16 protein-coding genes are annotated in these 19,307 nt (G+C 58.1%); 5 read left to right on the forward strand and 11 right to left on the reverse strand.

From position 1 onward, the window contains the following. The first annotated feature begins 45 nt into the window (after window positions 1-45). Window positions 46-357: a type II toxin-antitoxin system MqsR family toxin gene (locus HX786_RS22685; RefSeq protein WP_003216329.1), complete on the forward strand. Its 312-nt coding sequence runs from the start codon at window positions 46-48 to the stop codon at window positions 355-357. Next, window positions 354-836: a type II toxin-antitoxin system MqsA family antitoxin gene (locus HX786_RS22690; RefSeq protein WP_003216327.1), complete on the forward strand. Its 483-nt coding sequence runs from the start codon at window positions 354-356 to the stop codon at window positions 834-836. The genes HX786_RS22685 and HX786_RS22690 overlap by 4 nt, the downstream gene beginning before the upstream one ends. Before the next feature lie 61 nt (window positions 837-897). Here the strand turns inward: HX786_RS22690 and HX786_RS22695 are convergent, their stop codons facing one another. The 4 genes from HX786_RS22695 to HX786_RS22710 all read right to left on the reverse strand — a co-directional run bounded on the left by HX786_RS22695 (window position 898) and on the right by HX786_RS22710 (window position 5,066). Next, a complete protein-coding gene (locus HX786_RS22695; RefSeq protein WP_003171943.1) occupies window positions 898-1,662 on the reverse strand; it encodes an amino acid ABC transporter ATP-binding protein in 765 nt (254 codons plus the stop codon). 10 nt (window positions 1,663-1,672) lie between these two features. After that, window positions 1,673-2,770 carry an amino acid ABC transporter permease gene (locus tag HX786_RS22700; protein WP_003216325.1) on the reverse strand — a complete coding sequence of 366 codons (1,098 nt, stop codon included), beginning with the start codon at window positions 2,768-2,770 and terminating at the stop codon, window positions 1,673-1,675. A gap of 10 nt (window positions 2,771-2,780) precedes the next feature. Continuing rightward, on the reverse strand, window positions 2,781-3,962 hold the full coding sequence (locus tag HX786_RS22705) for an amino acid ABC transporter permease (RefSeq protein ID WP_178912611.1): 1,182 nt from the start codon (window positions 3,960-3,962) through the stop codon (window positions 2,781-2,783). A gap of 72 nt (window positions 3,963-4,034) precedes the next feature. Further along, window positions 4,035-5,066 carry an amino acid ABC transporter substrate-binding protein gene (locus tag HX786_RS22710; protein WP_003216321.1) on the reverse strand — a complete coding sequence of 344 codons (1,032 nt, stop codon included), beginning with the start codon at window positions 5,064-5,066 and terminating at the stop codon, window positions 4,035-4,037. Between the two features lie 347 nt (window positions 5,067-5,413). Between HX786_RS22710 and HX786_RS22715 the strand changes: the two genes are divergently transcribed. Both HX786_RS22715 and rhlB read left to right on the forward strand, forming a co-directional pair. After that, window positions 5,414-6,070, forward strand: coding sequence for an alpha/beta hydrolase (locus HX786_RS22715; RefSeq protein ID WP_178912612.1), 657 nt, complete (start codon window positions 5,414-5,416; stop codon window positions 6,068-6,070). A gap of 96 nt (window positions 6,071-6,166) precedes the next feature. Next, window positions 6,167-7,654: an ATP-dependent RNA helicase RhlB gene (rhlB, locus tag HX786_RS22720; RefSeq protein ID WP_032899430.1), complete on the forward strand. Its 1,488-nt coding sequence runs from the start codon at window positions 6,167-6,169 to the stop codon at window positions 7,652-7,654. Window positions 7,655-7,665: 11 nt separating this feature from the next. Here the strand turns inward: rhlB and HX786_RS22725 are convergent, their stop codons facing one another. Further along, on the reverse strand, window positions 7,666-12,441 hold the full coding sequence (locus tag HX786_RS22725; protein ID WP_178912613.1) for an RHS repeat domain-containing protein: 4,776 nt from the start codon (window positions 12,439-12,441) through the stop codon (window positions 7,666-7,668). Window positions 12,442-12,487: 46 nt separating this feature from the next. After that, a complete protein-coding gene (locus HX786_RS22730) occupies window positions 12,488-13,513 on the reverse strand; it encodes a hypothetical protein (RefSeq protein WP_087692829.1) in 1,026 nt (341 codons plus the stop codon). Window positions 13,514-13,767: 254 nt separating this feature from the next. Here HX786_RS22730 and HX786_RS22735 point away from each other — a divergent pair, with 254 nt between their 5' ends. Further along, on the forward strand, window positions 13,768-14,904 hold the full coding sequence (locus HX786_RS22735) for an FAD-binding oxidoreductase (RefSeq protein ID WP_178912614.1): 1,137 nt from the start codon (window positions 13,768-13,770) through the stop codon (window positions 14,902-14,904). Between the two features lie 50 nt (window positions 14,905-14,954). Here the strand turns inward: HX786_RS22735 and moaE are convergent, their stop codons facing one another. The 5 genes from moaE to HX786_RS22760 form a co-directional block, all read right to left on the reverse strand. Further along, window positions 14,955-15,404, reverse strand: coding sequence for a molybdopterin synthase catalytic subunit MoaE (gene moaE, locus HX786_RS22740; protein ID WP_087692831.1), 450 nt, complete (start codon window positions 15,402-15,404; stop codon window positions 14,955-14,957). A 2-nt stretch (window positions 15,405-15,406) separates the two neighbouring features. Then, window positions 15,407-15,649 (reverse strand): molybdopterin converting factor subunit 1, encoded by a 243-nt coding sequence (gene moaD / locus HX786_RS22745; protein WP_003216306.1) that lies wholly within the window; start codon window positions 15,647-15,649, stop codon window positions 15,407-15,409. Beyond that, window positions 15,646-16,119, reverse strand: coding sequence for a cyclic pyranopterin monophosphate synthase MoaC (gene moaC, locus HX786_RS22750; RefSeq protein ID WP_008435663.1), 474 nt, complete (start codon window positions 16,117-16,119; stop codon window positions 15,646-15,648). The genes moaD and moaC overlap by 4 nt, the downstream gene beginning before the upstream one ends. A gap of 152 nt (window positions 16,120-16,271) precedes the next feature. Continuing rightward, window positions 16,272-17,666, reverse strand: a complete 1,395-nt coding sequence (locus tag HX786_RS22755) for a PhoH family protein (protein WP_178912615.1) — start codon at window positions 17,664-17,666, stop codon at window positions 16,272-16,274. A 349-nt stretch (window positions 17,667-18,015) separates the two neighbouring features. Then, on the reverse strand, window positions 18,016-19,140 hold the full coding sequence (locus tag HX786_RS22760) for a polysaccharide deacetylase family protein (protein ID WP_178912616.1): 1,125 nt from the start codon (window positions 19,138-19,140) through the stop codon (window positions 18,016-18,018). Between the last annotated feature and the right edge of the window lie 167 nt (window positions 19,141-19,307).

Below are 19,307 nucleotides of genomic sequence, written 5' to 3' on the forward strand. Positions count from 1 at the left end.
TGGTAAAATTACCCTCAGAGGGTAATTATTGGACTCAGGTGTCTTATGGAAAAGTACACACCTCATTACGATCTGGCGGTGATAAAGGCGGATGTCAGGCGGCTTGGAAAGCAAGCATTTACTCAAAGCGCACGCCGTTGCGGCGAGGATCTTGATTTAAGCATCGAACAAATGCAGGCGGTCATTTTCGAGTTGAAAAACACGATGCTGTACAAGTCGATGACCACTCATGACGACCATCGAGTTTGGCAAGATGTGTATCACATTCACTCACATGATCTGGAGATCTACATCAAGGTGACCTACCGCACGGATGGTAAACCTCCGGTGATCTCCTTCAAGGAGAAAAACCCATGAAAACAGAGCAATGCTTCAGCTGCGGCAGGCATGACGGAATGCATCACTTTTCAGGACGTAGCGAAACATCGGAAGTCAAAGGTTTGCATCGCCGTATAGACGATCTGTCTGGATGGGAGTGCCAGGCATGTGGAGAGGTGATCCTGGACCCCGAAGACGCGGAACGCTATTCAGACCACTGCGATGAAATCGTTCACAGTTTCAGGCAGATGGTCGGCACCGAGATGAAGCGCATACGCCGCAAACTGCACCTTTCACAAAAAGAAACGGTACAACTGCTATCGGGTGGCGGCCACAACGCCTTATCTCGCTACGAGCGCGGTGAGGTATTGCCCCCCAAATCCCTGGTAGTCCTGATGCGTTTGCTTGAGCGTCACCCCCACTTGCTGGTCGAAGCAAAAATCCTGAGTGAAGGCGCAGATCTTCGCAATTCCGTGCATACGGTACATAAAGAGCACGAGACCCTGACGACAACTTGATTGATGGCAAAAATAAACCCGGCACCAGGCCGGGTTTATTGTTTCAAGCATCACTCATCGATCAATGCAGAATCTGGCTCAAGAACAACTTGGTCCGATCATTCTGCGGGTTGTCGAAGAAGTCATTCGGCGCCGCCTGTTCAACGATCTCGCCCTTGTCCATGAAGATCACGCGGTTGGCCACGGTGCGCGCAAAGCCCATTTCGTGGGTCACGCAGAGCATGGTCATGCCGTCTTCCGCCAGGCCGATCATGGTGTCCAGTACCTCTTTCACCATTTCCGGATCGAGCGCCGAGGTCGGCTCATCGAACAGCATGATTTTCGGCTTCATGCACAGCGCACGGGCAATCGCCACGCGCTGTTGCTGGCCGCCGGACAACTGCCCCGGAAACTTGTGGGCCTGCTCCGGAATACGCACGCGCTCAAGGTAGTGCATGGCAATTTCTTCAGCCTTGCGCTTGGGCATCTTGCGTACCCACATCGGGGCCAGCGTGCAGTTCTGCAGGATGGTCAGGTGCGGGAACAGGTTGAAGTGCTGGAACACCATGCCGACTTCGCGGCGGATCGCTTCGATCTGCTTGAGGTCGTTGGTCAGTTCCACGCCATCGACCACGATGCGGCCCTGCTGGTGCTCTTCCAGGCGGTTGAGGCAGCGGATGGTGGTGGACTTGCCGGAACCCGACGGGCCGCACAGCACGATACGCTCGCCCTGCTTGACGTTCAGGTTGATGTCTTTCAACACATGGAACTGGCCGTACCACTTGTTGACGCCCTGCATCTGAATAATGCCTTCAGGGCTCACAGGCTGTTTGATCGCTTCACTCATCACAACACTCCTAACGCTTGTGGCCTGTGTCCAGCTTGTGTTCCAAATGAATGGAATAGCGGGACATACCAAAACAGAAAATCCAGAACACCAGGGCGGCGAACACGTAGCCTTCAGTGGCCATGCCCAACCATTTCGGGTCGGCGGCGGCTTGCTTGACGCTGTTGAGCAGGTCGAACAGGCCGATAATGATCACCAGGCTAGTGTCCTTGAACAACGCGATAAACGTGTTGACGATGCCCGGGATCACCATCTTCAGTGCCTGGGGCAAAATCACCAGGCCCATGCTGCGCCAGTAACCCAGGCCCATCGCGGCCGCAGCCTCGTATTGGCCCTTGGGAATCGCCTGCAAGCCACCGCGCACCACTTCGGCCACATAGGCCGACTGGAACAGGATCACGCCGATCAAGGCCCGCAGCAATTTGTCGATGCCCATGCCTTCCGGCAGGAACAGCGGCAACATTACCGACGACATGAACAGCACCGTGATCAACGGCACGCCGCGCCAGAACTCGATGAAGGTCACGCAGACCACACGAATCGCCGGCATGTTCGAACGCCGACCCAACGCCAGCACGATGCCCAGCGGCAAGGCCCCGGCAATGCCGACGGTGGCGATCACCAGGGTCAGCATCAAGCCGCCCCATTGGCTGGTGGCCACGTTGGTCATGCCGAAGATCCCGCCGTGCAGCAGGAAGTAGGCAACGATCGGGTACACCACCAAAAAGCTCAGGCCGTAGACCGCCTTGCGCGTGAAGCGCGAGATGAACAACGGCGCCACACCCACGATGGCCAGCCACACGGTCAGGTCGACGCGCCAGCGCAGGTCGCCGGGGTAGTAGCCGTACATGAACTGCCCGAAGCGCTGTTGGATAAACACCCAGCAGGCGCCCTCCTTGGTGCAGTCGGCGCGGGTGGTACCGACCCAGTTTGCATCGAGGATCGCCCAGTGCAGGATCGGCGGCACGACCAGGTAGATCAGGTAGAACGCCAGCAATGTCAGCAGGGTGTTGAGCCAGCTGGAAAACAGGTTGGCGCGCATCCATGCCATCGGCCCGAACACTTTGTTCGGTGGCGGCATATCAGGTTTGAAAGTATGCGTACTCATGCAGGTTTCCTCACCGCTCGATCAGCGCAATGCGCTTGTTGTACCAGTTCATCAGCAGGGAAATGCTGATGCTGATCGCCAGGTACACGCTCATGGTGATGGCAATAACCTCGATGGCCTGGCCGGTCTGGTTGAGCACCGTGCCGGCAAACAGCGAAACCATTTCCGGGTAACCGATACCGGCCGCCAGTGACGAGTTTTTCGCCAGGTTCAGGTATTGGCTGGTCAGCGGCGGAATGATCACGCGCAGGGCTTGCGGGATGATCACCTTGCGCAGGGTCGGACCGTTGCGCAGCCCGAGGGAACGCGCCGCTTCGGTCTGGCCGTGGCTGACGGACTTGATGCCTGAACGCACGATCTCGGCGATAAACGCCGCGGTATACACGGTCAGGGCCAGGGTCAGCGCCAGCAACTCGGGAATCAGTACCCAGCCGCCGACGAAGTTGAAGCCTTGCAGCTTGGGCATTTCCCAGTGCAGCGGCGCGCCGAACACCAAAGCGCACAGCGCAGGGATCACCACCAACAGCGCCAGGCCGGCCCAGAACTTGTGGAACGGAACACCGGTGGCTTCAAAGCGTTTATTTGCCCAACGGGCCATCAGCACAATGGCGATGATTGCCACCACGACGCTGATCACAAACGGCCAGAAACCCTCCGCCATCAACGCGGCGGGAATGTTCAGGCCACGGCTGCTGACAAAGAACGTGTCGCCGAAGTTGTGGCTGTTGCGCGGCCCCGGCATCGTCAGGAATACCGCGAAGTACCAGAACAGGATTTGCAGCAGCGGCGGAATGTTGCGGAACACTTCCACATACACCGTGGCCAGCTTGTTGATCATCCAGTTGGGCGACAAGCGCGCCACACCGATGATGAACCCGAGGATGGTCGCCAGGACCACACCGATCACCGTCACCAGCAGGGTGTTGAGCAAACCGATCACAAAGACCCGGGCATAGCTGTCCGATTCGGTGTAGTCGATCAGGTGCTGAGCGATGCCGAAGCCGGCACTGCGCTCAAGAAAGTCGAAACCCGAGGTAATGCCCCGGTGTTGAAGGTTGGTTTGCGTGTTGTTGAACAGGTACCAGCCCAACGAGACCACCGCCACAATCGTGATGATCTGGAATAGCCACGCACGCACTTTTGGATCACTGAAGCTGAGCTTCTGTTTTGGTGCGCCGATTTGATTTTGCATTAAGTGCCCCAGAAATAATGGAACAGAACATCACCCGGCGGTTGGCCCACCGGGTGATAGAACCATCAGCGATCAGCGCACAGGTGGTGCGTATTGAATGCCACCGTTGGTCCACAGAGCGTTCAGGCCACGATCGATTTCCAGAGGCGTGCTCTTGCCGAGGTTTTTCTCGAACACTTCGCCGTAGTTACCGACCTGCTTGACGATCTGTACGACCCAGTCCTTCTTCACTTTCAGGTCTTTGCCGTATTCGCCGTCAGCACCCAGCAGACGGGCAACGTCCGGGTTCTTGGTGGACTTGGCTTCAGCTTCGACGTTTTTGGAGGTGATACCGGCTTCTTCGGCGTTGAGCATGGCGTAGCCAACCCAGCGCACGATGGCCAGCCACTCGTCGTCGCCGTTACGCACGACAGGGCCCAGTGGTTCTTTGGAAATGGTTTCCGGCAGTACCACGTAGTCTTTCGGCGAAGCCAGCTTGCTGCGCTGTGCGTAGAGCTGGGACTTGTCGGAGGTCAGTACGTCGCAACGACCGGATTCCAGCGACTTGGCGCTTTCATCGGAGGTGTCGAACGTGATCGGGGTGTACTTCAGGTTGTTGGCGCGGAAGTAGTCGGAAACGTTCAGCTCAGTGGTGGTACCGGCCTGGATGCAGATGGTTGCACCGTCCAGTTCCTTGGCACTTTTCACGCCCAGCTTGTTGTTCACCAGGAAACCAACACCGTCGTAGTAGGTGATGAAGCCCGGGAATTTCAGGCCCATGCCGGCATCGCGGGAGCTGGTCATGGTGGTGTTGCGCGACAGGATGTCGACTTCGCCAGACTGAAGCGCGGTGAAACGCTCCTTGGCATTCAACTGGCTGAATTTGACCTTGGTTGCGTCGCCGAATACGGCAGCGGCAACAGCACGGCACACGTCAGCGTCGATCCCGAGGATCTTGCCGCTGGCGTCCGGCACCGAGAAGCCCGGCAGACCGTCGCTCACGCCACACTGCACAAAGCCTTTCTTCTGCACGGCATCCAGAGTGGCGCCAGCCTGGGCGAAACCACTGACACCCAGTACGGTAGCCGCGGTCACGATGGCCAGGGTGGATTTCAATACCTTCATTCAAACCTCCAGTTTTGCTCTTGTTGTGTCGGAGCTCGAACCCCACCGCACCCTTATGAGGCGACATCGACCCGTGTTGGCTTTTTTTGGGGTCAAACAGCATGAGGTTTTTGCTTTAAGTCCAGTTGCTATCCCACAGGCGCCAGTCACTGATAGTGTTACCGCCTGGGGTGAGCCTTGACATCGGGTTTCACATAGCAAGCCCCGTACCAGACTGATGGCTGAGTCGTTTCAGCCCATGGTCAAGAGCAAAAGATTCAACCTTGCGACATTCTCTTAACAGATCAACCCGTCGCGCACCGTTCCGACGCACTCAATCGGAGCGCACGCACATATATGGAGCAGACATGACCGAACCCTTGATTCTTCAGCCCGCCAAGCCCGCAGACGCCTGCGTAATCTGGTTGCATGGCCTGGGTGCCGATCGCTACGACTTCCTGCCCGTGGCCGAAGCCCTGCAGGAAAAACTCCTGTCGACGCGCTTTGTCCTGCCCCAGGCGCCGACACGCCCGGTGACCATCAATGGCGGCTACGAGATGCCGAGCTGGTACGACATCAAGGCCATGAGCCCGGCGCGTTCCATCAGTGTTGAAGAGCTGGAAGCCTCGGCAAAAATGGTTACCGACCTGATCAAGGAACAAAAAAGCAGCGGGATAGACGCCTCGCGGATTTTCCTTGCCGGTTTTTCCCAGGGTGGCGCCGTGGTGTTCCACACCGCGTTCCTGAAATGGCAGGGTGCTTTGGGTGGCGTGATTGCCCTTTCCACCTACGCTCCCACTTTCGGTGACGAACTCGAATTATCGGCCAGCCAGCAACGGATTCCGGTGATGTGCCTGCACGGCCAATACGACGACATGGTGCAGAACGCCATGGGTCGCAGCGCCTATGAGCATTTGAAGTCGCGCGGTGTCACCGTTGCATGGCAGGAATACCCAATGGGCCATGAAGTGTTACCCCAGGAGATACACGATATTGGCAGCTGGTTGGCCGCCCGCCTGGGCTGAAAACCAGCCATTGTGTAGCCGCATGACCAACGCACTACGCCGCGCCCGATTCTTGCATTACACTGGCCGGCGTACATTCCTTAACCAATTGATGAGATGACCGTGCTCAAAGCACTCAAGAAGATGTTCGGTAAAAGCGAGGCTGAGCAGCTCGCGCCAGGTTCCAGTGCCCCCGCCCACGTTCAAGGCAGCCGCAATGACGGCCAGCAGCCTGGCCGGACCGCACCTGTAGCCTCGCCAAAAAAAGAGCCGGTGACCACACCCGCCACGGTTAACGTCGCTGAAGAGCCAGCCGCCGACCAACCACGCCAGGAGCCACGCCAGGAAAAGCCGCGCCGTGAACGCGCGCCCAAACCTGTGGTTATTCCCTGGAAACTGGAAGACTTCGCCGTCGAACCCCAGGAAGGCAAAACCCGCTTTCATGATTTCAAGCTCGCCCCGGAACTGATGCACGCCATCCAGGACCTGGGTTTCCCGTACTGCACGCCGATCCAGGCGCAAGTGCTGGGCTTCACTCTCGCCGGCAAAGACGCCATCGGTCGCGCCCAGACCGGTACCGGCAAGACCGCTGCGTTCCTGATCTCGATCATCACCCAGCTGCTGCAAACCCCGCCGCCGAAAGAGCGCTACATGGGTGAACCCCGCGCACTGATCATCGCCCCGACCCGGGAGCTGGTGGTACAGATCGCCAAGGACGCCGCCGACCTGACCAAGTACACCGGCCTCAACGTGATGACGTTTGTTGGCGGGATGGACTTCGACAAGCAGCTCAAGCACCTGGAAGCGCGCCACTGCGACATCCTGGTGGCCACGCCGGGGCGCTTGCTGGACTTCAACCAGCGCGGCGACGTGCACCTGGACATGGTCGAAGTGATGGTGCTGGACGAAGCCGACCGCATGCTCGACATGGGTTTCATCCCGCAAGTGCGTCAGATCATTCGCCAGACCCCGCCGAAAAACGAGCGCCAGACCCTGCTGTTCTCCGCGACCTTCACCGAAGACGTGATGAACCTCGCCAAGCAGTGGACCACCGACCCGTCCATCGTCGAGATCGAGGCACTCAACGTCGCCAGCGAGAACGTCGAACAGCATATCTATGCCGTGGCCGGTGCCGACAAATACAAGCTGCTCTACAACCTGGTCAACGACAACGGTTGGGAGCGGGTCATGGTGTTTGCCAACCGCAAGGACGAAGTGCGCCGCATCGAAGAACGCCTGGTGCGTGATGGCGTGAATGCCGCGCAACTGTCCGGCGACGTGCCGCAACACAAGCGCATCAAGACCCTGGAAGGTTTCCGCGAAGGCAAGATTCGCGTGCTGGTGGCCACCGACGTGGCCGGGCGCGGGATTCACATCGATGGCATCAGCCACGTGATCAACTTCACCCTGCCGGAAGTGCCGGACGACTACGTGCACCGGATTGGCCGTACCGGCCGCGCGGGCGCGGCGGGCGTGTCCATCAGCTTTGCCGGTGAAGATGACTCGTATCAGTTGCCGTCGATCGAAACCTTGCTGGGCCGCAAGATCAGCTGCGAAACGCCGCCGACGCATTTGTTGCGTCCGGTGGAGCGCAAACGCCCTTAAGCTGGAAGACCTCAGGCCGAATTCCATTCGGCCAGGATGGGTTGGCGAACACGCGAGGCCTCCTGCGAAAAGGCCTCATGGAAAGTGAAGCTGCTGCCCGACATATCGACAAGGCGATGGGCCTGAGGCTGGGGTTGCGGCTGCCCCAGTGGCTGCTGCAAGTTCTCGGCATCGCCCCCGATAGGCGCTGCCGGCTGGCGCTTTCTGATCCGACCGTCGACCGAGCGGTACAGATTGACCACGCGCAAGCCAAAACGCGTCACCCCCCAGGCTTGGCTTGGCAGCGTAATGTCATTGAAGAACTTGTAAGAAGCACCGGTCAGCAACTTGCCAGCGGCCTGCAATCCGGCCCTTGTTTGGGAACTCAATAGACTGAAGCTTCGGACCGCCGGGCTTGCGGCGACTTCAACCGCCCGGGAAGCGCCCGTCGCCGCTATGCCTGCGCCCCCTAAACTGGCCGCGACACCCACCGCTGCAAAGGTCAGCGATGCCCAGTTCAGGACGTTGATTTGACTGGAGCGATCCCAGCCCATCTGACTGTCGACCGCCTCAACGCTCAGTGCGGCAATCCCCAACGTCCCACCTACCGAGGCCGCGCCTGAGGCTACCAACAGCGCGCTCTTGCCGGCAATGGTCAGTGCAGCGGCTTGAGCGCCGATGGCAGCGAGCAAGCCCGCAGTTGCAAGCCCAGCGGTGACCACCGACATGCCCAGTGCAACACCGGTCAGTGCCCACCGGGCCCATGTTGGAAAACTGAAGAGGCCGCTGGGGTCCGACCAATTCACCGGGTCATCGCCACAATAGGCGTAGCTGTTGATCCCGCCCTCGTCAAAAGGACTGAGGGGATCAGGAGAGAGAAACACCATGAGTTCGGGATCATAGGCACGGCGCCCATTACCCAGGTGATAGAGGTTGACCGGTACGTCCAGCCGTTCGCCGTTGTATGCGGGCAGTTGCAGATGGACCATCGAAGGAGGCGTGCCATCTGCCAAGGCGATCCTGGCGTCACCGTAGGGCGCATACTGCCGGCGCACCTGCTCCATGCCAGGCGCCACCACACCGCGGACACTGCCAGCGCCGTCATTGACCAGTAGTTGCTCGCGATTACCGTGATCACGGTAGGCCAGCACCTGGTCGCCGTCGCGCACGTAATGCACCCGTTTACTGCCCTCCACCAGCGTGTCGAGCCGATCCCCGGCATAGGCCAGCATCACGGGGGCTTCGTTGCCTCGCGCAGCAAGCACCTGGCGTGCCTCGCCGTCGTATTGATAGCTGTACCTGAGAGCGTCGACCTGCACACCAGTGAGCTGGTCAAAACCGTTGTACGCAAAGCTGCGGCTGGAGGTGCCCTGCTGCAAATTACCGGAGGCGTCATAGCTCAGGGTCAGGTTTTGCACCGGGTTAGTGTGGGTTACGCGCGTCAGGCAAGCAGGATCTTGACCCTGGAAAAAACGCTCGCTACGGTCGCTACCGCCATCGGTAAATGTCGTCTGCACTTCGGTCATATTATCGAGACCGTCGTAACTGAAATGCTGCTGCTTGATCGCCCGACCCAATCGATCCATCGGGAATTGCGTGCCGTCGCACACATAGGATTTGAGCCGCGAATAACCATCGTAAGTGAACGTCTCGCCCGTGACCACGGCGTCATTCGCATCTTTCAACGTGCGAGTGGCCAGCAGGCCATCGTCGTAATAGGTGCTGACGATGTTCTGCAGTAGCGCACCGAACTGATCCAGCTTACGTTCTGACTCACGCCCCCATGCGTCATAGACCACCGAGTCGGTAAGACGCATGAATTGGTAACTGAGGGTTCGCGCCGATGGGCGCCCCAGGCTGTCGTAAGCCTGGATCGTGCCGATAAAACCGGTGGTTGTCTGTTGGAGGCGTCCGAACAGGTCATATTTCAGGTCACTGCGCTGCCCATCCGCCGAGGTATGCCGCAACAGCCGCCCACACGGTGAGTAGCTGGTCAGGCTAGTCAATGCCTGACTGCCCAGCGTCTGAACTTCCTTGGCGAGATAGCCGTTCTCGTCGTAACTCATCTCATGCTTGAGCCCGGCTGTAAGGGATTGTCGCATCGCGCCACTGATGGGGTCGTACTCAAGGTCTATCGGCGCATGTCCTGCCATCTGGACGCCCGTCAATGTTTCCAGCTCGAGGTCATACCGGTACTCCTGGCGGTCACCGCGCGGCGAAGTCACCGCCACTGGCGCAACCTGGTTGGGCTTGTACTCCCAGGTCGTGGCTGTTGCGTTGCCACGCGCTTGGGAAATGACGCGGCCCAGGCTGTCGTATTCACGCGTGCCAAGCAGCTTGCTGTCTACGGTGAGGGTGCGCACCATTGGCTCGCTGGTGCCAAGCGCATACGTCGTCAACCGCTCACGGGGCGGCGTTCCGTCGGAGGGGGTTTCCAGGCTGCGCACCACACGATCAAAAATGTCATAGGCGTATTCAGTCTTGGTCTTCCTGGCATCGATGCGCTCCGTGCAGCGGCCCAGCCCGTCATAAGTACGGGTTTCCACCACAATGCGCGCACCGCCAACGCTCACCCGCTCAACCCGTGCCGGTTGATTGTGTTCGTTGAACCAGGTTTCCAGTTGCGCGTCACCTTGCACCCCCGTCACCCGGCGGTTGAGGAGCGGGTCATATTCATCGATCAATACCCGACCATCGGGTTGAGTTACCGTCCACGGGTTGCCCCAGATGTTATAGGCGTGGCTGGTTTTCAATGTACGCGGCCCATCACCCAGATAATCCAGTCGGGTTTGCTTCACGAGCCGCCCGAGTGCGTCGTACGCCCAGGAACCCAGAAGCCTGTCATTGTCCGCGATGCCATCAAGCGATTGCGCAGCAGAGAGCTGGCGTCCCATGCCATCGAAATACGTGAAGAGCACGGTGCCTTGTGCGTCCGTGGTGACCAAATGGGCCATCTTGGCCCCGGCCGAAAAGTGATAGGCATAACGACGTCGGGCCATCTGGAGCGTGCCTGGCGCGGCGGTTTCCGATGTCAGCCGCCCACTGACATCGTACGTCATCGCCAGGCTGCCGACGGCATCACGTGTCATGTCGAGCAGACGCTGATTGGTCAGTGACCACGTGCGCGCGGACTCAAGCCATTGACCAGGCTCACGCCCCTTCAAGCTCCGGACTTCGGTGATCGAGTCGCCATTGAAGGTGCAGGTGAAATCGGAGACCAGAGAGAGTTTGTCGATCGTCGTCGTGGAGCTTTTCAAGCGACCATGCAGGGCGGGGTTGGCGGCCACAGAATGATAGGTATAAGACGTATGGGTGCCCCCTTCAAGGTTGATGGCGAGCGGCATGACGAAGTAGCCGCCCCCCGTTATCGAGACGTCGGTGTGGGAATGTTCAGTGGTCCGAGCCGCAGTGGTCGATCTGGCCGGGAAAAGCTTTTCCAGCTTCAGGTAACGTTGAAAGAGTCCATGGGGGTCGGCAGGGCATCTTCGAGGCTCGCCGGTCACCGGGTAATAAGTGTATTCGGTGCGTACGCCGGAGGCCTCGGTGCGGCTTAGTTCGTTGCCGAAGTCATCGGTGGTAATACTGACCACTTCCGCCCTTGGGGGGTTGCCACCCTGGGGATACAGCTCAAAGGTCTTGGTGATGCGGCTCGGAAGTTGGAGATTGGCGGGCTGATTTGGAAACTGGATGCCCAGAACTTCATTGTAGACAGTCTCGGTTTTGACCTGGCTGCCATTGGCTAGCATTAATTCCTCAGTCATCAGGTGAAAACGATTATAAGTGGCGCGGGTCGACCGCAGGGGCTTGCCATTATTATCAACGTAAGTTTCTTCCGCCCAATAAGCGTACTCGCTATCCACCCGATACAAATTATCCTGGCCCTGGCGGAATCCGCCATTCAGAGGATATCCCGTGAAGTTACGGTTGGGACTGTATTTATAAGATCGGACGACAGAGGGCTGCCCGCGCCCAGGGTTTTGCTCCCAGTGGGTGACGACCGGAATATACAAACGGGCATCGTATTGAAGCCCATTGGGGTTATACCGAATTATCTCTTGCCCCCCCATGGGTGTCATAACCTGCGAAATAGCCACCATTGCGTCAGGCAACCTGAGGTACTGAAACGAATAGGCCTCACTTGCGACTGGCCCGGCCAGGTCATAAGGAACCGTGACCTTGGTCAGTTGGTTGTCGATATGAGTATATTCAAATCGCGTACGGGCATAACGATTACCATCAATTAGTGTATCGGCGGTTACCAGCGATCCGGCGGAATACTTCAGCATCAACAGGTCGATTTCTTTATCGTCAACAATGCTCTGCAATAAGTTATTACCGCCATACCGGAAGCTCAGCCGCTCGCCATTTTCGAACTGGATAGCACTGATCTTATAGGGACCGGGAATGCTGAGGGGACGCAGGATTTCGACAGTGCCATCCTTGTAAATTACGTGCAGCGTATTTTGCGCAACCCGTTTTATGGTGAGGTCCTTCAACTTATGGTCGGTAATAACAGCATTGTCCCCTACGGAGGGCAGCCCTTGGGTTAGATATTGTTCACCGTTGAGTAGCGTAAGCTTGAAGCTGTTCGGGTCAAATTCGGTATTCGACAAGCTCCAGCCTTTACCGTAGCCACTGTTGCGGGTATCCATCATCGAGAACGCCAAGGCAATCTCTCGACTGACCTCTAACGGCCCTTTTGGGCTCAAGACTGCCAAACGAATCAGACACCCATACTGCCCGGTACGCAGGTCAACCGAACCGCCGAGGTGGGCACTGAAATTAAACGCGTTCGAATAGATGTCCATAGGTCCACCGCTTCGCACTTGGAGAGGGGATGAAATGCCTGGAACGTCAGGGTTTTGAAGTGGCGCGCAGCACCATCACATTGTAATTGTCGGTCTCGGTCAGGTAATAGTGATGCGAGCAGCCATAACTATCGACCATTGTCCAAATACTGGCCCCTTGTTGATCGGTGTTGGGGTTATCCAACCAGGCCTTGACTCGCGCAGCACGCATGATGGTATTGCGCTTGTTCGCAGGAATTGGGTCATTTCCCCCTGAAGATTTTTTCAGCAGGCTATTCATTGTGATGTTTCCAACAGTATTACCCCGTATGACACCGCCGATCTGTCTAATACCGTGCCCAATGTCCCGAGTGTAGTAAATATCAAAGTGATCCCCCTGAACAGATGAATCTTTTAATTTTACGGGATCAGTCGGAGGTATATTCTCGACAAATCTCAACCCAAGGGGGGGCGTCCAATAATAAATATCCACATCCACACCCTGCACTGAAAAGGCGTCGGTATCAGCCCAATGATCGAGCCGCTCAGCAGACAATGTATAGGGCTCTTGACACTTAACAGTGACAGATGATTGATAATTAACATTATCTCTCTCCATATTAGTTGTATATGTTTTACGTCCCACCGTAATTTTTGCCATAAACTGCTGATTACCACTTGATCTCAGATCACACCTCAGGTATCGCTTCTCATTTTCGAGCGGACCAATACCGGGCATCGGCTGAATAATAGGGTTAGAAGGGGCTGTAGCCATGCTGGGTTCCTCAAGCACCCCCGACCACCGACCCATGTTAAATTCGTTCCTTTTTGTATCACAATACCATCCGGCCGGAATTGTCGCTTCTGGGTTTGTGGAATACTCAACCACCGTGGCACTTTCAAGCTCCGTCGCCTCAAAGGCTGCCAGCTCCCATATACCTTCAGCGTTTCTCCTCTCCTTTTGGACAATTATATTGACTTGACATTGCTGTTTGCCACCCAGATACACCTCATTATTAACTACATTGCCACCATCGCGAGGGAATTCAATATCAAACGTTTTTAAACGAACATTGGGATCTTCCGCTTTCATTTCCTTCTCCTTATCCAACATAGGGAACAGTTATCATCAACGCCACATCTTGTACCGGCCTGATGCAAGTAAGCGCTTTATAGAAGGGACCGCCTACTGTTAGAAATAACAGTTTTTCCGGAATTTTCAGGTCAAAAGGAAATAGCGATTTCCTGCTTTATCGCCAGGCTGAATATAAATGTGAAAGCGGGCTTGTGGAGGAGCAAGCAAGCCTGCACATTTGGTTTCAGCATTTTCAAATCCAGGAGGAACACATGAACCAGGCCGACTACCTCATCATCGGCGGTGGCATCGCCGGCGCATCCGCCGGCTACTGGCTGTCACACCATGCCCGCGTCATCGTGCTGGAACGCGAGTCGATGCCGGGTTACCACTCCACCGGCCGTTCCGCCGCCCTGTACATCGCCGCCTATGGTACGCCCCAGGTCCGCGCGCTGACGCTGGGCAGCCGCGCCTTCTTCGATCAGCCGCCCGCAGGCTTTGCCGAACACCCCTTGCTCACCCCACGGGGCGAATTGCTGGTGGACTTGATTGGCGACCCCGGTGAGTTGCAGCGCCAGTACCTGAGTGCCAAAGCCCTTGTGCCAGAAACGCGACTGCTCGACGTCGAGGAGTCGATGGCCATGATGCCGATCCTGCGCCGGGAAAAAGTCCATGGCGGGATCTACGACCCGACCGTGTGTGACATCGATACCGATGCGCTCTATCAAGCTTACCTGCGCGGCATTCGGCGCAATGGCGGAGAAATCCACACCGACAGTGAGGTGCAGAAACTAACCCGTGACGGTCAGGGACTGTGGCAAGTGCGCACGGCCCAACAACACTTCAGCGCCCCGGTGATCATCAACGCCGCCGGCGCCTGGGCCGACCATATCGGCGAGTTGGCCGGTGCACAGAAAATCGGCCTGCAACCCAAACGTCGCAGCGCGTTCGTCTTCTCTCCACCCGCCGAGCTGAACATCCACGCATGGCCGGAGCTGGCGGCCCTCGACGGTTCGTTCTATATGAAACCCGACGCCGGCATGTTCCTCGGCTCACCGGCCAATGCCGACCCGGTGGAGCCCCACGATGTGCAACCGGAAGAGCTGGACATCGCCACGGGCATCTATCACATCGAGGAAGCCACCACCCTGAGCATCCGCCGGCCTGCGCGGACCTGGGCCGGGCTGCGCAGTTTCGTCAGCGATGGTGATCTGGTCTGCGGGTTCGATCCACAGGTGGAGGGATTATTCTGGATTGCGGCTCAGGGCGGCTACGGGATCCAGACGTCTCCGGCGATGGGCCAGGCCAGTGCGGCGCTGGTGCGCGGCAAGCCTTTGCCGGATGCATTGGCGGCGTTCGGGTTGACCGAAGCGATGCTTTCTCCACACCGGCTGCACGCCTCGACCTGACCTGTGTGGCGGGGGAGCTTGCTGTGGGGAGGGAGCTCCCTCGCCACACGTTATTTCCAGCGGTCAGCGGCTGCGTGATCGCTGTCGCGCCCTTCCACCCAGCGTGGCCCTTCGCTGGTGTTTTCCTTCTTCCAGAACGGAGCGCGCGTCTTCAGGTAGTCCATCACAAAGGCGCAGGCATCGAACGCGGCCTGACGATGGGCGCTGGCCGCCGCAACAAACACGATCGGCTCACCCGGCTCCAGGGCGCCAATGCGATGCAACACTTCCAGCTTGAGCAGCGGCCAGCGTTGCTCGGCCTCCACGGCGATTTTGCCGAGGGCCTTTTCAGTCATGCCCGGGTAGTGTTCGAGGAACATCCCTGCCACATCCAGGCCATCATTGAAGTCGCGCACATAGCCGACAAAACTCACCACCGCGCCTACGCCCACATTGGCCGCATGCATCGCATTGACCTCGGCGCCGGGATCAAACGCCTCGGCCTGCACCCGAATCGCCATGGTCAGCCTCCGGTCACGGGCGGGAAGAATGCCACTTCGTCGCCAGCTTGCAGCGGCTCTTCAAGGTCGCACAGTTCCTGGTTACGAGCGCACATCAGGCTGGCCTCATTGAGCACTGCGAATTCCGGGTCACCGGCCAATGCCTGGCGTACAGCGTCGACCGTCGCGAAGTCACCTTCCATCTCCAGGGAGTCCAGGCCAATCGCTTCGCTGTAGCGCGCAAAAAACAGTACGTTGATGCTCATGCCTGGTCCGCCTTGAAATGCCCGCTCTTGCCGCCGAGTTTCTCCAGCAGCCGAATGGTTTCGATGGTCATGCCACGGTCCACGGCCTTGCACATGTCGTAGATCGTCAGGGCGGCAACACTGGCCGCGGTCAACGCTTCCATCTCCACGCCGGTCTGCCCGGAGAGTTTGCAGCGGGCGACGATGCGCACCGCGTCCAGGCCATCGGCACTGAGCTCGACCTTGACCCCGGTGAGCATCAACGGGTGGCACAGGGGAATCAGATCACTGGTTTTTTTTGCGGCCTGGATCCCGGCGATACGGGCCACGGCAAACACGTCGCCCTTGGGGTGGGCGCCGTCGACAATCATTTTCAGGGTCTCGGGCAACATGCGCACCCGCGCTTCGGCCACGGCTTCACGGAACGTCACGGCTTTTTCAGTGACGTCGACCATGTGGGCGCGACCTTGGGAATCGAGATGAGTCAGCACAGGGATACTCCTGATCAGGAGCTCCGATTGTAAACCCAACGCCGATCAAATGTGGGAGCTGGCTTGCTCGCGAAGGCGGTGTGTCAGCCTATAAATGCATCGACTGAACCACCGCTTTCGCGAGCAAGCCCGCTCCCACATGGGTTGATGGGTTACAGGTGAGATTCGGCGTATTCGGCCAGAATCGAGCGAGGGACACCTTGCAGCGCAATGTGCACGCCGTTCGGGAAGTCCTTGAAGCGTTCCGTCAGGTAAGTCAGCCCGGAGCTGGTCGCGGACAGGTAAGGGGTGTCGATCTGTGCCAGGTTGCCCAGGCACACCACTTTGGAACCGGCGCCGGCACGGGTGATGATGGTTTTCATCTGGTGCGGCGTGAGGTTCTGGCATTCATCGATCAAAATCAGGCTCTGCTGGAAGCTGCGACCTCGAATGTAGTTGAGGGATTTGAACTGCAACGGCACTTTGCTGAGGATGTAATCGACGCTGCCATGGGTGTTTTCGTCATCCATGTGCAAGGCTTCGAGGTTGTCGGTGATCGCCCCCAGCCACGGCTCCATTTTTTCCGCTTCGGTGCCGGGCAGGAAACCGATTTCCTGGTCCAGGCCCTGCACGCTGCGGGTGGCGATGATGCGGCGATAGCGTTTGGTAACCATGGTCTGTTCGATGGCGGCGGCCAGGGCGAGAATGGTTTTCCCCGAACCTGCGGCGCCGGTCAGGTTGACCAGGTGGATGTCCGGATCAAGCAAGGCATACAGCGCCAGGCTCTGGTAGATATCACGCGGTTTCAGGCCCCAGGCTTCCTGGTGCAACAGGGGTTCCTGATGCAGGTCGAGGATCAGCAGCTTGTCGACCTGGATCTCTTTGATCCAGCCCACAAAACCCTGTTCGTCGATGATGAATTCGTTGATGTGCACAGCCGGCATGTTGTCGATCAGCTGTACCTGGTGCCAGGTGCGGCCATGGTCCTGACGGGTTTCGACCTTGCTGACGCGATCCCAGAACGAGCCGGTCATGGTGTGATAACCACGAGACAGCATTGACACGTCGTCAACCAGTTGGTCGGTACTGTAGTCCTCGGCAGCGATCCCACACGCTCGTGCCTTGAGGCGCATATTGATGTCTTTGGTCACCAGCACCAGGCGCAGGTCCTTGTCGCGTGCGTGCAGGTCGATCAATTGGTTGATGATTTTGTTGTCGTTCAGATTCTCCGGCAGCAAGCTGTTGGGCTCGCTGCGCTTGTTCATCAGAATCGACAGCAAGCCCTTGGGCCCGCCTTTGCCACGCTGGATCGGTACGCCCACCTCGACATCGTCGGGGGAGGCTTCGCCGAGGGTCTTGTCGATCAGGCGGATGGCCTGGCGGCATTCGGCGGCAACGCTGTGGTGCCCGCTTTTGAGTTTGTCGAGCTCCTCAAGCACGATCATCGGGATGGCGACGTGGTGTTCTTCGAAGTTGAGCAGTGCGTTTGGATCGTGAATCAGTACATTGGTATCAAGCACATAAAGGATTGGCTGGTCGGAAGAAGGGTTACGTCCATGATCATCCATACTCGGTCACCTTTGTGGGAGCCAGTCGACGCAATACCGCGACAGTGCTGCGCCTCGATTCGACCGTCGAACGCACTTGAGGGGCGTCAAGTGCGGTGCACACAAGAGGTGTCTTGGAAGACGCCACCTGTGTTGCAGGTTTCGGCTGTCTGTCTTCGTAATACCGCAAAACACATGACAGGAAAAAGCACTTTGACGCTTTTTTGAAGTTTATTTTTCAGGATGACGAATAGCACTAGGCGCGCCGGCATTGCACCGTTAAAGTCGGAAGTCCGCCTGTATCGAAATACCTCTCAAATTCCCCCCTGAAAAACCTCAGCCCCAACAGGGCCGGGCTTTTCGTGCTTTTTCAGCGAAACGCTTCGCGGCAATCCTGCCAGCCGAGTCCACTTTCTGCCGTGGCGTGTAAAAGCCAGGGTAAAGCGATGCGCGCCTTGTCCTGGGTGTCGTGGAAGACGATCACCCCGCGCCGCCACAACAGCATCAGTGTGAGCACGCGGTTCGCCGACTCATCAGCCTTGAGCTTGCCGGGTTCGTCTTCCGAGTCGATGTCCCACAAGGCCACTTGCAGCCCTTGTGACTGGAAAAATCCCTGGCTGTCGGACCGGCGCTGACCGTACGGCGGGCGGAACAGCGGCAGGTAGTTTTCCGGCATCAGGTTTTGCGCCAGGGAGGTGCTGCGGGTGATGGACGACTGCCAGTCGACCCAGTGGCTATGGGAGCGGTACTGCCAGCCCTGGATGCCGACGCACTGGCCCTGGTACAGCGCCTGCACATCGGTGGCCGAACTTTTCTCGACGCGGGTTTGCAGGCTGTTGCCCAGCACGAAGAAGAGGCCGTGCATTTTCTGTTTGCGCAGGTAGTCGGCGAGCCAGTCGGTATTGCCGCTGACCGGGGACGGTCCGCTGTCGAAGGTCAGCAGGAACATCCGGTCGTTGAGTTCGTCGCCGTTGCGCTCGTGGTCGCCGAAGCGCGCGATTTCGCTGCTGATCTGGGGGAACAGGGCGGCCTTGCGCAACTGTTCATCCAGGTAGCGCTCGTGGAATGCGCGGCTGGGGCCGGCCCAGCCTATATAGAAGGAGTTGTCGCTGACTTCGAATTTGGCGGCTTGTTCGCGCAGGTCGTCCATGTTTTCCACCAGGTAGCAGAAGGAGGCGTCCTGTTCGCAGCTCTGTTGGGCGAAGGTGTAGTTTTCCAGTAGCCGTTGCCAGAGTTGGCGGCGCAGGTCGTCGATCGAGGCCTGGTTGATGATCTTCAGGCCCAGGCGCTGCTTGAGGGCGGGTTCGTCGAGGGATTCGCTGGCGAGCAGGGTGTGGGCGAACATCAGGATTTCTGCGCGTGAGGCGACGTCGAACAGGGCGGGGCTGCTGAGGCGTTCGGGCCAGGTGCCGCGGTCCAGGGTCGCGACATCCACGGGGGCGGCTTGGGCGCCCAGGCAGATGAGCCAGGCTGACAGTAAAAGCGCAATTCGCACGAAGGGTCTCCCTTTCCAGAGTCGTCGGGCACTATAGCCGATCGTGTGGGGGCGCTATTGGGTTGGTGTGTATATGCGTTATTTGAGTGATGGCTTGTATTGGTTCCGCTCTTACAGCGGCTCACTTTTGAACGCTTTTGCAAAGTGACTCGCTGTAAGAGCGAAAC

It is taken from the genome of Pseudomonas sp. 21615526 (assembly GCF_013386245.1).
Taxonomy (GTDB): domain Bacteria; phylum Pseudomonadota; class Gammaproteobacteria; order Pseudomonadales; family Pseudomonadaceae; genus Aquipseudomonas.